The sequence below is a fragment of the Kribbella sp. WER1 genome (assembly GCF_054189145.1).
This window is the reverse complement of sequence record NZ_CM135186.1, coordinates 4259329-4274269: the sequence shown is the minus strand read 5'-3', so window position 1 is coordinate 4274269 and position 14941 is coordinate 4259329. Positions and strand designations below refer to the sequence as shown.

The following is a 14941-nucleotide window of genomic DNA, read 5'->3' as shown; positions in this document are numbered from 1 at the left end:
TACACATAACGGAGTACTCCGCCAACCAGCGCAATTTCGATCAAGTCGGAGGAGGCCGGGTGGGGGCACAGTGGTGGACATGGCGGATGTGTTCGAGGAGTTCGTGGCGGTGGTCGCGGCCGGTCTGAGCGGTCCGTGTGACCCGGTGGACGGTGCCGGTCTCGCCGAGCGGGTGCATCTGTCGCGGTTCCACTTCGACCGGGTGATCGGCGCGGTGGCGGGGGAGTCCCCGTTCGCGTTCCGGCGGCGCGTGTTGCTGGAACGGGCGGCGTACCGGTTGCTGGCCGAACCGGTCGCCGTACTGGATGTGGCTGTCGAGGCCGGGTACGGGTCGAACGAGGCGTTCACGCGCGCGTTCGCCCGGGCGTACGGGATGCCGCCGCGGGAGTGGCGGCGGGAGGCGTCGCGGGTGTTCTTCCTGGCGGCGCCGAGCGGAGTGCATTTCCAGCCGCCGGCCGGACTCCGGCTGCCGGCCCGTCGAAAGGTGAGAGGGATGGACGTACTGGTCCGGATGGTCGAGCACCACGTGTGGCTGACCGGCGAGATGATCGAACGCGGCGCGCGCCTGGACGCCGCCGCCCTGGACCGGCCGATCGAGCTGTCCGTCGAGGGCATCGACGACGACATCTCGATCCGCTACCTGCTGGACCGCCTGGTCTGGCAGGAGGAGATGTGGCTGGCCTCGGTCGAGGACCGCCCGTTCCAGGTGCCCGAATGCGGCCGCCAGGTGGGCACGCCGATCCCCGAGCTCCGCACCCGGCACGCCGAGGCCGGCGCCCGCTTCACCGCCCTGGTCGCGCAGCTCAACGAGGACGGCCGCTTCGACGAGTCCTTCGTCGACACCACCTGCGAACCACCACGAGTCTTCACCTACGGCGGCATGGTCGCCCACGTCCTGACCTTCGCCGCCCACCGCCGCTCCCTCCTGATCGGCGCCTTCCACACCGCCGGCATCACCGACCTGTCCTTCGGCGACCCAATGCAGTTCGTAGCCGAAAGCAACTAATCCGCCGAGTCGTGGGAAAAGGCTCGAAAATCCAGCCGAAACTCACGACTCGGCGAAGGTGGGGCGAGCCGTTTGCCACGAGTCGGCGGGGCTACGCGGCGAGGTAGGGGTGGTGGCGGGAGCGGAGGTCTTCGTCGATGCGGGCGACGACGGTGCCGGGGCGGTCGTTCACGTCGGGGGCGGTGAAGACGCGGACCCGCCAGCCTTCGCGTTCGAGGTTCTCGCGGCGGCGGATGTCGAGCCGCCACTGCCGCGGATCCGCGAGGTGGTGCTTCCCGTCGTACTCGATCGCGAGCCGGACGTGCGGATAGGCCAGGTCCGGCGCGGCGAGCCAGCCGCCCGCGGAGTCGCGGACCACGTACCCGATCTGGGGTTCGGGCAGTCCGCCGCTGATGATGATCAAGCGGAGGCGGGATTCCATCGGGGAGTCGACGCCCGTCCGGACCAGCGTGGCCGCCTCGCGGGCCAGTCGGATCCCGCGTACGCCGATCGCCCCGGCCGCCGCTTCGAGTAGATGCGCCGGCTCGATCGTGGTACGTCGTACCAGTGAATCCCCCGCGGCGACGAGTCCGGCGAGATCGCAGTACGGCGCCAGATCGAGGAACGTGCGCACCGGCGGAGTCAACGGCAGCCCGTCCCGCAGTACCTGCTCGAGCTGCTGTACTTCGTGCACGCGCAGCCCACTCACCCGTGGCAGCGTCGCCCGGGGATCGCGTCGCACGGACAGGTGTACGTCGTTGCCCGTGTGTACGTCAGCTGTCCACAAGCTCAGCGCGGTGTGATGACTGACGACCGCTCCAGGCGTCAACAGCAGCCCCGCCTCCGCCCGCACACGGGTCGTGACGGCGGTCGACCCGTCGACGTACACCGACCCGAGCACCCGCCGATACCGCAGCCCGCGCAGCAGTCCCCGCGAGATCCCCGCCGCCCGCGCCTCCGCCGCCCTAAACACCCCACCATTCTCCGCCCCCTCCCACCCCGCCCCCCGACTTATCCACAACCCCACCCAGTCGTGGCAACCGGCTCAGACCCCCTCCGCCGAGTCGTGAGCAAAGGCGCGGAAAATCTGCCGAAATCCACGACTCGGCGAACGGCGGGCGAGCCGTTTGCCACGACTGGGTCAGTTCTTCGGGTCGTGCAGGTTTGGGCGTTGGGTGGGGGTGGTGATCTCGACGTTGATCGGCTGTACCTTCGCCGGTGCGGTGATCTTGCCGCCGGTGACCGGGATGTTCAGCTTGGTCCCGGACAGGTCGATGTCGATGGTGGCGCCGGTGTCGTTCGGCGTCGTCCACTCGGTGTCGGACAGGGTGATCGCGAGGCCCACCACGTGGCCCTTCGGGATGATCTCGTCCTGGGCGCGGAGGGGGACGTTGACGGTGGTCCAGGCGCCCGGCTTGAGCGGCGTCGGCTTCGACAGCGACTTGCTGTGCGCGGCGTCGATCCAGCCGCGGCTGACGATGCCGTGATCGCTCTGGGTGGTGAGCTTCTGCACCGTGTAGTAGCAGCTGTCGTCGTAGTCCGTGCTCTCGCCCTCACACGTGCTCTGGTCGGTACGGCGGATGCCGGAGTACCGCAGGGCGTTGCCGTAGTCGATCAGCCGGGCGGTCACCGGCGTGGTCGCCGAGTCGGACTTCATCCGCAGCGTGACCGACGGCGTACCGCTGACCCGCAGCGGGGTGGCCAGCGGGGCGGACAGGAACATCTGCCGGCCCGCGATCACCTCCGACGGATCCGCGACGATGTCGTCCTCGGTCAGGTCCGGGTCGTCCGTGACGGTGACCGTTCCCTTGCCTGCGGCCCCTAGTTTGCCGGCCGCGACCGGTACCGACATCGGCCGGTTCACGGCCGGCCAGGTCTTGTAGTCGCGCCACACGTCCGGCGTCGTCTCGACCGAGACCATCGGTTGCTTCATCACGCCGTTGTGCAGGCCCTGCAGCCAGTAGTCGAACCACTGGTGCAGCTCGTCCACCCACTCGTCGCGGCGGAACTCGAACGGGTCCACGTGGTCCTCGAGGCCGAGCCACAGCTTGCGCGGCACGTTGTTGCGGGCCAGCGCCGACCACCACTGCGAGAAGTGGTTGGTCTGCACGTTGTAGTCGCTGAGCCCGTGCGTCATGAAGACCGACGCCTTCACCTTCGAGGCGTTCTTCGTGTAGTCGCGGGCCGCCCAGAACGCCGTGTAGTCGCCGGTGTCGTCGTCGTCGCTGTCGCCGAGATTCCCGCGGACCTCGTCGCACGCCGGGCTGTCGTGGCCGACGTACCCGCCCAGCCAGGGCATGTAGTCGTCCGAATACGGTACGCCGCCGGAGCGGGTGTAGTCGTACCACGAGGAGATCGCCGAGATCGGCACGATCGTCTTCAGGCCGTTTACCCCGGTGGCGGCGACGCCGTTGGCCAGCGTGCCGTCGTACGACTTGCCGATCATCCCGACGGCGCCGGTGGTCCAGGTCGCTTTCACCAGCCGCCCGTCGGCGGTGTGCGCGGTGTTGCGGCCGTTCAGCCAGTCGATCACGTCGACCACGGACTGGATCTCGTTCGGGCCGCCGACATCGCCGCAGCCGGTGGAGCGGCCGGTGCCGAGCACGTCCACGCCGATCATCGCGTACCCGCGCGGCACGAAGTAGTTGTCGTAGAACAACGGCATCTTCTGGATCACGCCGTCGGCGTCGTACGACTTCTTCTCGTTCTCGTTCCCGCGGCCGCAGCAGGTGTAGTACGGCGAGGCGTCCATGATCACCGGGATCTTCACGCCGGTGAGCGCCGGCTCGCTGGGGCGGACGATGTCCACCGCGATCACGTCGTTCTTGCCGTCGGAGTCGGTGTCCATCGTGGTGTCGACGTAGACCGACTCGCGGATCGCGTCGGAGTAGTCGTAGACCGGCTGCGTGCTCTGGGTGCGCGCGTCGACGTGCTGCGGCACACTGGGTGCTGCGGGGGCCGGCGTACCGGGTCCGTCCGGGAGCGGAGCAGCCACGGCAGGACCTGCGAGGGTCGTCAGGCTGAGCGCGGCGGACGAGACCAGGATCGTCACCCTGGCGCGGACGGTCCTCATGGCTGGGAAGGCTAGTCACTCGGGCGCCGCAATGCCAGGTTCTGCCGAGATTGGCAGCGACCTGCCCGATACTCAGGGTGAGAACTGGCGAGTTCGATAAGGTGACCGCCACCGCCCCGGGGGACGCAAGGAAGGGTAGGCCATGAATCTGCGAGCACCGGTGACACTGCTGGACGTGGCGCAGCGTGCGGGCGTGTCGGTCGCGACCGCCTCCCGCGTGCTGAACGGTGGGGACCGCGTCCCCCGTCCGGAACTGCAGGAACGTGTGAAGGCCGCGGCCGACGAGCTCGGCTACACGCCGAACGCGCAGGCCCAGGCGCTGGCCAAGTCGTCGACCAACGTGGTCGGCATCCTGGTGCACGACATCGAGGACCCGTACTTCGCAGCGATCGCGAACGGCGTGATGCGGGCCGCGGACGAGCGCAACCTGCTGGTGATGATGGCCAGTACGTTCCGCGACTCCGACCGGGAGATCGCCTACCTGTCGTCGTTGCGGGCGCAACGGGCGCGGGCCGCGGTGATGATCGGCAGCCGCCGGACCGACGCCGACAGCCTGGCCCGGACCGCGGCCGAGGTGGACAGTTTCCTCAACTCCGGCGCGGGTCTGGCGCTGGTCAGCCAGTCCGGGATGCCCGCGCACACCGTTGAGCCGGACAACCGTTCGGGGTCGGCGGACCTGGCCCGCGAGCTGGTCGGGCTCGGCTACCGGAAGTTCGCCGTACTCGGTGGTCCGGAGACGCTTGCGACCGCGCGCGACCGGCGCGACGGGTTCGTCGCGGGGCTCGCCGAGACGGGGCTGGAGGCGGTACTGGTCGAGGCCGGTGACTTCACCCGGGACGGCGGGTACGTCGCCGCGGAACAGCTGCTCGACCGGAAGACCGACGTGGACTGCGTGTTCGCGGTGAACGACGTGATGGCGGTCGGCGCGATGTCCGCGTTCCGGGACCGCGGCGTCGACGTACCGGCAGAGCTCGGTGTCGCCGGGTTCGACGACATCGCGACGCTGCGGGACGTCTGGCCGGGGCTGACGACGGTCCGGCTGCCGCTGGAGCAGATGGGCCGTCGGGCGCTGGAGCTGGCGGTCGACGGCGGCGACCCGACCACCGAGACCTTCAAGGCCGAAGTAGTACTGCGGGAGAGCACCGCGCGGCGCTGAAATATGCTCCCAGGGTGACTGTCTCCGAGATCTTCGACCCGTCGGCCTGGAAGCAGGTGGACGGCTTCGAGCTGACCGACATCACCTATCACCGGGCGGTCGACGCCGGTGTGGTGCGGATCGCGTTCAACCGGCCGGAGGTGCGGAACGCGTTCCGCCCGCAGACCGTGGACGAGCTGTACCGGGTGCTGGACCACGCGCGGATGTCGTCGGACGTCGGCTGCGTGCTGCTGACCGGCAACGGTCCCTCGCCGAAGGACGGCGGCTGGGCGTTCTGCTCCGGCGGCGACCAGCGGATCCGCGGCAAGGACGGCTACAAGTACGCCGAGGGCACGACCGCGGACAGCATCGACCCGGCGCGGGCCGGCCGGCTGCACATCCTCGAAGTACAACGGCTGATCCGGTTCATGCCGAAGGTCGTGATCTGCGTCGTCCCGGGCTGGGCCGCGGGCGGCGGGCACAGCCTGCACGTGGTCGCGGACCTGACGCTGGCGTCCGCGGAGCACGCCCGGTTCAAGCAGACCGACGCGGACGTGGCGTCGTTCGACGGCGGCTTCGGATCGGCGTACCTGGCCCGGCAGGTCGGGCAGAAGTTCGCCCGGGAGATCTTCTTCCTCGGCGACGAGTACTCCGCCGAGGACGCGTACCGGATGGGCATGGTGAACAAGGCCGTCCCGCACGCCGAGCTCGAGGCGACCGCGCTGGAGTGGGGCAAGAAGATCTGCGCGAAGTCGCCGACCGCGCAGCGGATGCTGAAGTACGCGTTCAACCAGATCGACGACGGTCTGGTCGGGCAGCAGCTGTTCGCCGGCGAGGCGACCCGGCTCGCGTACGGCACCGACGAAGCGGCCGAAGGACGCGACTCGTTCCTCCAGAAGCGCCCCGCCGACTGGTCGCCGTATCCCTACGCCTTCTAGGGTTTGTGCCACTTCTGATTGACGCTGCCGCTGCAGCCGCGCAGCGTCAACCGGCCGCCGTTGCCGGGGGCATCGGCCGTCACACACTTGCCGGCGCTCGGGTTGACCAGCTCATGGTTGTTGCTGAGGGCAAATTTTTGGGCCCAGCCGCCGTTGCAGTTGACCAGCTGCACCTGAGTGCCGTCGGCGGTCGAGGCCCAGGCGAGGTCCATGCACAGGCCCATCGAGCGGACCGTGCCGTCGGGCTGGAAGACCCACTGCTGGTTGGCCGCGTTGCCGCCGCAGTCCCAGACCTGCAAGGGCGTTCCGTCGTGACCGACGCCGTCGGCCGCGTTCGGTACGTCGATGCAGCGGTTGCTCTGGTCGCTCTTCAGCGCGATCGGCGCGGTGGCTGCGGCCGGCGGCTTCTGGGTGTCCGAGTTGCTGGTCCGCGCGGGCGGCTTCGCCGTGACGGTCGTCGTCGCGGTCGTGGTCGCCGTGGTCCGGGTGGTGGCGGTCTTCGTGGCCGTTGCGGTCGTCGTCGCGGTGGCCGTGGTGGTCGCGGTGACCGTCGCGGTCGGCGGCGTACCGGCGAGCGGTGGCTTCGCGGTGACCGTGGTCGGCGGCAGGGTGACCGTCACGCCCGGCATGATCACGGTCTTCACGACCTGCTGCGGATCGCCCTTGACCGTCGTCGTCTTCGTGGGTCCGGCCACCTGCTCGGGGCTCGGCGTGACCGTCACCGTCGGTGTCACGGTCGGTCGGCTCTGCGGGACGTACGCGACGTCGGTCGTGTACGTCGGCCCGGAGCCGCCGCCGGTGAGCGCGGTGGCTCCGATCGCGATCCCGCCGATCAGCGCGGCGACCACCGCGGTCGTCGACCAGGCGCGCCGGTCCGGCAGCCGGCTGATCCGGGGCAGGCCCGGGCGGCTGGCGAAGGTGTCCGAGAAACGGGACGAACCGGGGGATCGGCGTGACCGCACGACGTGCTCCTGGGCTCGGGGACGGACGGCGAGAGCATCTCTGCTGCTGAGGATCACCCGGGCACCCGCCCGGCGTCAAACGGTGCGCGAAAAGGTGACCCCGATCACTGCGCGAGATCGAATTGTTGCTGAGTGTTCATCCATTGTCGTTGCCATGAGAGCGTTCTCAACCTATTTTGAGCCGAGCCAGGTTCTCCGCTACTGCATCGCCCCGAGGGAGATCCATGAACGACGAGCGCGCGTGCCGGACCACCGTCATGGAGCTCTGTCTGGCGGAGCGGGAAAGCCTTCGCCGCTACGTGACCAGCATTCTCGGCCGGGACAGCCATGCCGTCGAGGACGTGGTCCAGGAAACGCTGCTGCGTGCCTGGCAGCAGGCCGACCGGATCGAGTGGCAGGACCGGCCGGTGCGGATGTGGCTGTTCCGGGTCGCCCGGAACCTGGTGGTCGACCACCACCGCCGCTCCGGACGCGCGGTCCCGGTCGGCCTCGGTGCCGGTGAGTTGGCGGAGCGCGTGAGCCAGCCGGACCCGGCGGAGCAGGTGCTCGACCGGCGGGTGCTGGTCGACGTACTGCGTGGGCTGTCGCCGGCGCATCGTGAGGTGGTGGCCCGGGTGCATCTGCTCGGGCATGCCGGCGAAGAGGTGGCGGCGGCGCTCGGTGTCCCGATCGGGACGGTGAAGTCGCGGGCGCACAACGCGGTCCGGCAACTACGGGCCGAACTCAGCCGGATGGACCCGGCGGGAGCCGCTGCATGAGCACTGCGTTCGCGGGCGGGGGTGTTCGGGGGGTTCTGGGCTATATCGGTGTGATTCTGCTGGTCGTGGTCCTGGTCAACCTCCTGGTCCGCAAGCTCGGCGGCTGGAAACGGCTGCTCCGCTGGATCCGCCGGGAGACCCGGCGGACGGTCCGCGCGTTCACCGAGCCGATCGCGGCCCGTCGGCAGTACAAGCGGCGCCTGCGCCTGCTGACCTCGGTCCTGCGGGATCGCACCGCGTGGTCGGCCGCCGAACAGGCGATCGTCGCGGCGGCCGCCGTCACCCCGAGCATGGCGCCGTACGCCGTCGCGCTGGCCAAGGACCGGATCGGCGTACTGCTCGCGGGGATGTCCGAGCTCGAGCCGCCGGCGCCGTGGAGCGCCGACCCGGTGGACCCGTGGCTGTGGTGGATCCCGCGCGCCGCGGTCCCCGAAACCGGCTCGGTCCGCGAGCTTCCGCTGCTGGTCTGCGTCGGCACCGACAGCAGCGGCGGTCACGTGATCATGCTCGACCTGCTCTCCGGCCCGCGGACAGTGTCCGTGTACGGCGTAGACCGGACCGCGCGGGCCGTCGTCCAGGCGATGGCCGCGCAGCTCGACGTCCGGCTCCCGGTCGGGGCGATCGAAGTTGCCGAGGGCATCCATCCGCGGCACGACGGGATGCCGCTGGAGGAGGCCGCGCGGCGGCTCGGGGCCTGGTTCATCGTCGGCGCCGGACCGTTGGCCGGACCACTGCAGGCCGGCCGCCGGATGCTGACCCTCGGCGTCGCCCGCGGCAGCAGCCGGCTGATCGAGGCGTTGCCGGACCAGACGTTGCGGCTGCACGGCGGCGCGACCTGGCTGCGGATCGACCCGTTGCCGTTGGCAAAGGCCGTTGCGCGGTCGATCCGCCGGCTGCCACCGCACGAGTTCGAGAGCGGCGTACCGTTCAGCCCGGAGACGGTGCCGGCCGACGACCTCAGCGACCTGGAACTGCCGGCCGGATCGGTCGGCGTATCCGCGGTGACGGACGGAAAGGCGGCCTCGTGGAGCTGAACCTGACCACGGTCGACTCGCGCTCCGGATCCCGCGCCGACCAGCTCGTGAAGATCCCCCGCGGCCTGTCCGTCGGCGGTCTCGCGGACGGCCTCGGCAAACCCGGTACGACGCTGTTCCTCGGCCGCCGGCGTCTCGACCCGGCGGCCACGCTCGCGAAGTCCGGGGTCCGCAACGGCGGCGTGATCGGCCTCGGCGGCCCGGTCGACGTACCCGATCTGCTGCAGAGCGCCCCGGCCGGGCACGCGACCGCCGTCGTGGAACTGCACGCCGTGTCCGGGCCGCAGGCCGGGCGGGTGTGGCGGATCGGGCCAGGCAGCCACGAGATCGGCACCGACGCCCAGTGCGCGATCCGGCTCGAGGGCGACGACGTACCCAGGCGTGGGCTGTGGATCACGGTCGGCGCCCGCGGTGAGGCGTACTGGCACCGGACCGAGGACGTCGGCGGCGCGGTCTCGAACCGGCGGATCGGGCCGCCCGCGGACGACGCGGCGACCAGCGCGATCCGGCCGCAGGACGACGAGCCGATGCCCGGACCGGAACCCGAGCAGCGGGTCGTCGACCCCGGGACGGTGCCCGTCGGAGAGGTGCAGAGCTGGCTGCCGGACGAGGATCTGGTCGTCGGCCCGATGCTGCTGCGCTGCAGCGGGGACATCGAGCCGATCGCCGCGATCCGGGTCGCCGACGACGGGTTCGGGCTCGACTACAACCGGCCGCCGCGGCTCGCGCCACACCTCGACGAGGAGAAGCTCCGGCTGCCGCCACCGCCACCGCCGCCGCAGAACCGGCCGTTCCCGTGGCCCGTCGTCCTGATGCCACTGGTGCTCGGCCTGGTGATGGTCGGGCTGTTCAACTCGTACTACTTCCTCGTGTTCACGCTGGTCAGCCCGCTGATGATGGGGATGAACTTCTTCTCCAGCCGGAAGACCAACCGGCTCGACCACATCAAGGCCCGCAAGCTGTACTTCGCCCGGCAGGCCGCGCTCGACGAGGAGATCGCGGTCGCGGTCGCCCGGGAGCGGGTGATCCGGAACCTGACCGCGCCGGACCCGGTCCGGATCGCCCAGCTCGCGACCCGTCCGGGCAGCCGGCTGTGGGAACGCCGCCGGCACGACCCGGACTACCTGCTGCTGCGGGTCGGTACGGCGGACCAGGCGTCACTCAAGGAGCTCGACGACCAGGGCCGGGAGGAGAACCACCGGACGATCCGGTGGACCATCCCGGACGCGCCGATCGCCGTACCGTTGCGCAATCACGGCGTCCTCGGGATCGCGGGCGCCGCGCCGACGGTGCGCGGACTCGCGCGGTGGCTGACGATCCAGGCCGCCGTCCTGCATTCGCCGCAGTCGCTGCGGATCGTCGTGCTCGCGGAATCCGACGACGCCGCCGACTGGGACTGGGTGCGGTGGTTGCCGCAGTTGCGACCGGGCAAGGGGCCGGCGACGGTCCTGATCGCGAACGACGAGGTCACGACGGTGGCCCGGATCGGCGAGCTGGTCTCGCAGGTCCAGGGACGGCACCGGCGGGCCGAGGCGTCGACCGAGCGGCAGCCGATGCTCGAGAACGAGATCCTGGTGATCGCGGACGGGGCGCGGCGGCTGCGCGACGTACCCGGGTTCGTGCAGGTGCTGACCGAAGGACCCGCGGTCGGGGTGTACTCCGTCTGCCTCGATCGCGACGAGCGACTGCTGCCCCAGGAGTGCAGCGGCGTCGTACTGGCCGAGGACGACACGCTGCTCGTCCGGCGGCCGGGGATCCCGGACCAGGAGAACGTCCGGGCCGACCTGGTGACGCCGCAGTGGTGCGAGCAGATCGCCCGCTCGCTGGCCCCGGTCCGCGACGTCAGCCCCGACCACGACGCCGGGCTGCCGAAGACGGTGAAGCTCCTCGACGAGCTCGACCTCGAGCCGCCGGAGTCCTCGGACATCCTGACCCGGTGGCAGCGACGGCCGGCGAGTACGTCGTTCGTCCTCGGCTCCGACTTCGACGGGAAGTTCACCGTCGACCTGGTGGCCGACGGCCCGCACGGCTTGATCGCCGGTACGACGGGATCCGGCAAGTCGGAGCTCCTGCAGACGATGGTCGCGTCGCTCGCGGTCGCGAATCGTCCGGACGAGCTGACCTTCGTCCTCGTCGACTACAAGGGCGGCAGTGCCTTCAAGGAGTGCGCGGGGCTGCCGCACACGCTGGGCATGGTCACCGACCTCGACGCGCACCTGGTCGAGCGGGTGCTGGAGTCGCTGGAGGCCGAGCTGCGGCGGCGGGAGCGGATCCTGGCTGCTGCCGACGCGAAGGACCTGCCGGACTACCAGTCGAAGCGGGTGGCGAACCCGGAGCTGGCGCGACTGCCGCGGTTGTTGCTGGTGATCGACGAGTTCGCCGCGATGGTGCGGGAGATCCCGGACTTCGTCCCGGGGCTGATCGGGATCGCCCAGCGCGGCCGTTCGCTGGGGATCCACCTGATCCTGGCGACGCAGCGGCCGGCTGGTGTGGTGACCGGCGACATCCGGGCCAACACCAACCTGCGGATCGCGTTGCGCGTCACCGACCAGGCCGAGAGCCAGGACGTGGTCGACGTGAACGAAGCCGCGTCGATCAGCCCGGGGATCCCGGGACGGGCGCTGATCCGGCGCGGGCCACGGCTGGCGGATCTGTTCCAGACCGCGTGGGTCGGGGCCGATCGGCCGACCGACGCCGAAGAGCCCGTAGGACCTGCTGATCCTGCGGAGGTCCACGTCACCGAGCTGCCCTGGTCGGACCTCGGTCGCGCCGTCGACCGGGAAGCGGACGACCTCGACGAGAGCCGGCCCGGCGCACCGGTGCCGACCGATCTGCAGGCGCTGGTGCAGGCCTTGCGTACGGCGGCGGCCGAGTTGCCGGACTTCGCCGTACAGCCGCAGCCGTGGAAGCCCGCGCTCGGGCAGCAGATCCGGCTCGACGAACTGCCGGACACCAGCGAGACGCCGATGTTCGCGCCGTACGCGCTGGAAGACATCCCGGCGTTGCAGCAGCAGCGGGTCGCCGGGCTGGACTTCGAGACGTTCGGCCATCTTTATGTGATCGGGGCACCGCGGTCCGGGCGCACGCAGACGCTGCGGACGATGGCCGGATCGGCGGCGAAGAACCTGAGCGTCGCGGATGTCCACATCTACGGCATCGACGCCGCGGGTGGCGGGCTCGCGCCGTTGGAGCGGCTGCCGCACTGCGGCGCGGTCGTGTCGCGGCACGACATGGAACGGATGACCCGGCTGCTCCGCCGGCTGAACCAGGAACTGAGCGAACGGCAGGAACTGGCCGGCAAGCACAACGCGACCGGGCTGAACGAACTCCGCAAGGCACTGCCCAAGAAGGAGCGGCCGGCGCACGTACTGGTGCTCGTCGACGGCTGGGACGCGCTGGCGGCGACCCTGGACGACAGCGACCACAACCATCTGCTGCAGGACGTCATGCGGCTGCTGCGGGAGGGAGCCGGCCTGGGGATGCATGTGGTCGCCACCTCCGAACGCTCCCTGCTCGGCGGGCGGCTGGCGTCGCACAACGACCACAAACTGCTGCTCCGGCAGGCCGATCGGACCGACTACCAGGGCGTCGGCCTGCGGGTGAAGATCCCGTCGATCGTGCTGCCAGGACGCGGCTGGCACGTGCTGACCGGGACCGAGACGCAAGTCGCCGTACTCGCCGCCGGTGGCGGTGCCGAGCAGGTGGACGCGATCACCGCGATCGCGGCCGAGGCGACGAAGCGGGACGCGAAGGTACCGGCCGAGCGGCGGCCGTTCCAGCTGGCGGAGCTGCCGTCGTCGATCGAATTCGCCGAAGCCTACGAACACGTCGGCGACGCGGAACGCCGCCCGCAGTGGGGCCTGATCGGTATCGGCGGCGACGAGGTCGGTGCCGTCGGGGTCGACCTCGCCGGCGTCGGTTCGTCGTACGCCGTACTCGGTTCGCCGGGGTCCGGGCGGAGCAACGCGCTGTCCTGTCTCGCGGTCTCGCTGCTGGCCGGTGGTTCCTCGCTGGTCGTCATCACGCCCCGCGAGTCACCGCTCCGGTTGCTCGCGCGGCACCCGCACGTCCTGCTGATGGACCACGCCGACCCGGCGGACGACGTACTGCGCGGAGCTCTCGAGCAACTGCCCGCCGGCCCGAAGGTGGTCGTCATCGACGACGCCGACCTGATCATGACCGCCGCCGCGGACAAGGTCCTGAAGGAGATCGTCGTCTCCGGCCGCGACCAGGGCCTGGCGCTGATCTTCGGCGCCACCACCGACGGCTTCCAGTCCGGCATGAGCGGCTGGGCCGGCGCCGCCCGCCGCGCCCGCCGCGGACTGTTGCTAGAGGCCCGCTCCTTCAGCGACGGCGAACTCATCGGCGTCCGCCTGGCCGCCAACATCACCCGCAGCACCCCCCGCCAAGGCCGAGCCTGGACCACCGGCCCCGCCTCCCAGCCCGTCCCCGTACAAGTCCCCCTCACGGTCCTGAAACCCCAACTGTAAACAAGAAACAAGGATAAGAAACGAAAAGAACAAAGAAAGAAGAGATTTGGAGTGGTGGCTGGCTTCAGTGGTCAGCCGGAGGTTTGCCTGAGTGTCTGCCGAGTCGTGGCAAACGGCTCGCACCCCCTGCGCCGAGTCGTGAGAAGAGGCGCCAGAAACCAGCCATAATCCACGACTCGACGATCAGGTGCGAGCCGTTCGCCACGACTCGGTGGAAGCGGCCGCGAGACCCGGCCACCACTCTATATCTCTTCTTTTCTTTGTAATCTCTTATTTCTTTTGGTTGAGGCTGTCGCTGATGCCCTTGTCGAAGTCTTCGGCGTTCTTCATGATGCTGTTGAACATTTCCTTGAAGTCTTCGATGCCCTTGACGGCCAGGTTCAGGCTGGTGTCGAACTGGTTGTAGGTGTTGCGGATGACCTCGCTGGACTGCTTGAAGACCAGGCCGTCCTCGACCAGGTGGTTGACCTTGTTGCGCAGGTTGACGATGAGCGGGACGATCTGTTCGTGGGCGTTGTGCAGGAGGTTGGCGACCTCGGTGATCTTGCCGTACTCGAGGTTGATGCCGTCGTACGCCATGACTGCGCTGCCTTTCAGTAGGTAACCGGGATGTAGGTGTCGTCCGGGGTGTTCCGGTCGATGCTGTCCTGGGTCTCGACCCAGTCGGCCGAGGTGCCGTCGGAGTTGTCCGGCCCGCGGGTGTAGTCGTGGACGCTGCCGTCGCTGTTGGTTGCGTGCTTCGTCCCGCTGCCGTCGGCGCTCAGCGACACGTCGCTGGTGTCCTTCTTGCCGTCGGAGTCCGTGCTGGTCGTGGTCGTCGTACTGCTGCCGTCGTCCTTCAGGTGCGTGTCGTCGTGCACGGTGCTGCCGTCCGGATACGTGCTGTCGGTGATCACGTGGTGCTTGTCGTCGCTGTACGACGACGTCGACGTGTACGTCTTGCCGTCGTACGTGACCGTGGTCTCCTCCTTCACCACGTTGCCCTTGTCGTCCAGGGTCAGGTGGGTGTGGATGTTGCCGCGGTCGGTCGTGATGGTCTGGTCGAGCGGCTGCTGCCCGGGGTCGGTGGCGCTGCAGAAGTCCGGCGCCTTCTGGCCGGCCGGGAGGTTCTCGCACTCGCTCTTGTGGGACTGGTAGTAGTCCCACTGGTCCTTCTGCCGCTGCCAGTTCGACAGCGCCAGGTTGCTGTTGGTCACGTTCATGCCCTGCGCGATCTCGGCGTCGAACTGCAGGAACGCCTCGCCGACCGACCCGAACGAGTTGGCCAGCTCCTTCAGCCCCTTCTCGGCTTTCGTCATCGTGCCCTGCGCGTTCGTGTGCAGGTCGGTGATCGCGAGATCGATGTCGCTGCTGCCGAGAACGCTCGAACTGTCCTGCCCGGCCAGCGTGCTGAACAGGCTGTCGTTCAGCGTCGGCTCGATGTTGTTCGCCAGGTCTTCCAGGTTGCGCTTGGCGTCGTTCAGCAGGTTGTAGTTCATCTTCAGCTTGTCCGGCACAGCGATGCCTCCTCGAACACGACGGCTCCACCCAGACCACGCCGCAGTCCACGCCCGGGTTCATTTCGAT

General features: G+C 69.6%; 11 protein-coding genes. 6 read left to right on the top strand and 5 right to left on the bottom strand.

Annotated features, from left to right (window positions below; all coding sequences use genetic code 11):
• The first annotated feature begins 79 nt into the window (after nucleotides 1-79).
• Nucleotides 80-1006 (top strand): helix-turn-helix domain-containing protein, encoded by a 927-nt coding sequence (locus ACXJJ3_RS20495; protein WP_458171810.1) that lies wholly within the window; start codon nucleotides 80-82, stop codon nucleotides 1004-1006.
• Between the two features lie 91 nt (nucleotides 1007-1097).
• Here the strand turns inward: ACXJJ3_RS20495 and ACXJJ3_RS20490 are convergent, their stop codons facing one another.
• Together ACXJJ3_RS20490 and ACXJJ3_RS20485 are read right to left on the bottom strand one after the other, a co-directional pair.
• A complete protein-coding gene (locus tag ACXJJ3_RS20490; protein ID WP_458171809.1) occupies nucleotides 1098-1958 on the bottom strand; it encodes a DUF559 domain-containing protein in 861 nt (286 codons plus the stop codon).
• A gap of 168 nt (nucleotides 1959-2126) precedes the next feature.
• Entirely contained in the window at nucleotides 2127-4058 is a 1932-nt protein-coding gene (locus tag ACXJJ3_RS20485) for a Xaa-Pro dipeptidyl-peptidase (protein ID WP_458171808.1), read from the bottom strand.
• A gap of 142 nt (nucleotides 4059-4200) precedes the next feature.
• Here ACXJJ3_RS20485 and ACXJJ3_RS20480 point away from each other — a divergent pair, with 142 nt between their 5' ends.
• Nucleotides 4201-5214 carry a LacI family DNA-binding transcriptional regulator gene (locus tag ACXJJ3_RS20480; RefSeq protein ID WP_458171807.1) on the top strand — a complete coding sequence of 338 codons (1014 nt, stop codon included), beginning with the start codon at nucleotides 4201-4203 and terminating at the stop codon, nucleotides 5212-5214.
• A gap of 14 nt (nucleotides 5215-5228) precedes the next feature.
• Nucleotides 5229-6131: a 1,4-dihydroxy-2-naphthoyl-CoA synthase gene (locus tag ACXJJ3_RS20475; protein WP_458171806.1), complete on the top strand. Its 903-nt coding sequence runs from the start codon at nucleotides 5229-5231 to the stop codon at nucleotides 6129-6131.
• Here ACXJJ3_RS20475 and ACXJJ3_RS20470 read toward each other — a convergent pair.
• Complete coding sequence (locus tag ACXJJ3_RS20470) at nucleotides 6128-7093, bottom strand: ricin-type beta-trefoil lectin domain protein (RefSeq protein WP_458171805.1); 966 nt, start codon at nucleotides 7091-7093, stop codon at nucleotides 6128-6130. The two genes, ACXJJ3_RS20475 and ACXJJ3_RS20470, sit on opposite strands and share 4 nt — an antisense overlap.
• 224 nt (nucleotides 7094-7317) lie before the next feature.
• Between ACXJJ3_RS20470 and ACXJJ3_RS20465 the strand changes: the two genes are divergently transcribed.
• Genes ACXJJ3_RS20465 through ACXJJ3_RS20455 form a run of 3 tightly spaced genes read left to right on the top strand, consistent with a single transcriptional unit; the run spans nucleotide 7318 to nucleotide 13375 of the window.
• The gene (locus ACXJJ3_RS20465) at nucleotides 7318-7851 is read left to right on the top strand and encodes a sigma-70 family RNA polymerase sigma factor (RefSeq protein WP_458171803.1); all 534 of its coding nucleotides are present in this window, start codon (nucleotides 7318-7320) and stop codon (nucleotides 7849-7851) included.
• Nucleotides 7848-8885: a hypothetical protein gene (locus ACXJJ3_RS20460; protein ID WP_458171802.1), complete on the top strand. Its 1038-nt coding sequence runs from the start codon at nucleotides 7848-7850 to the stop codon at nucleotides 8883-8885. Before ACXJJ3_RS20465 ends, ACXJJ3_RS20460 begins: the two co-directional genes overlap by 4 nt.
• On the top strand, nucleotides 8876-13375 hold the full coding sequence (locus tag ACXJJ3_RS20455) for an FtsK/SpoIIIE domain-containing protein (protein ID WP_458171801.1): 4500 nt from the start codon (nucleotides 8876-8878) through the stop codon (nucleotides 13373-13375). The genes ACXJJ3_RS20460 and ACXJJ3_RS20455 overlap by 10 nt, the downstream gene beginning before the upstream one ends.
• A gap of 270 nt (nucleotides 13376-13645) precedes the next feature.
• Here the strand turns inward: ACXJJ3_RS20455 and ACXJJ3_RS20450 are convergent, their stop codons facing one another.
• Both ACXJJ3_RS20450 and ACXJJ3_RS20445 read right to left on the bottom strand, forming a co-directional pair.
• Nucleotides 13646-13954: a hypothetical protein gene (locus ACXJJ3_RS20450; protein WP_137255555.1), complete on the bottom strand. Its 309-nt coding sequence runs from the start codon at nucleotides 13952-13954 to the stop codon at nucleotides 13646-13648.
• A 14-nt stretch (nucleotides 13955-13968) separates the two neighbouring features.
• Nucleotides 13969-14871, bottom strand: a complete 903-nt coding sequence (locus ACXJJ3_RS20445; protein ID WP_458171800.1) for a hypothetical protein — start codon at nucleotides 14869-14871, stop codon at nucleotides 13969-13971.
• Nucleotides 14872-14941: the final 70 nt, after the last annotated feature.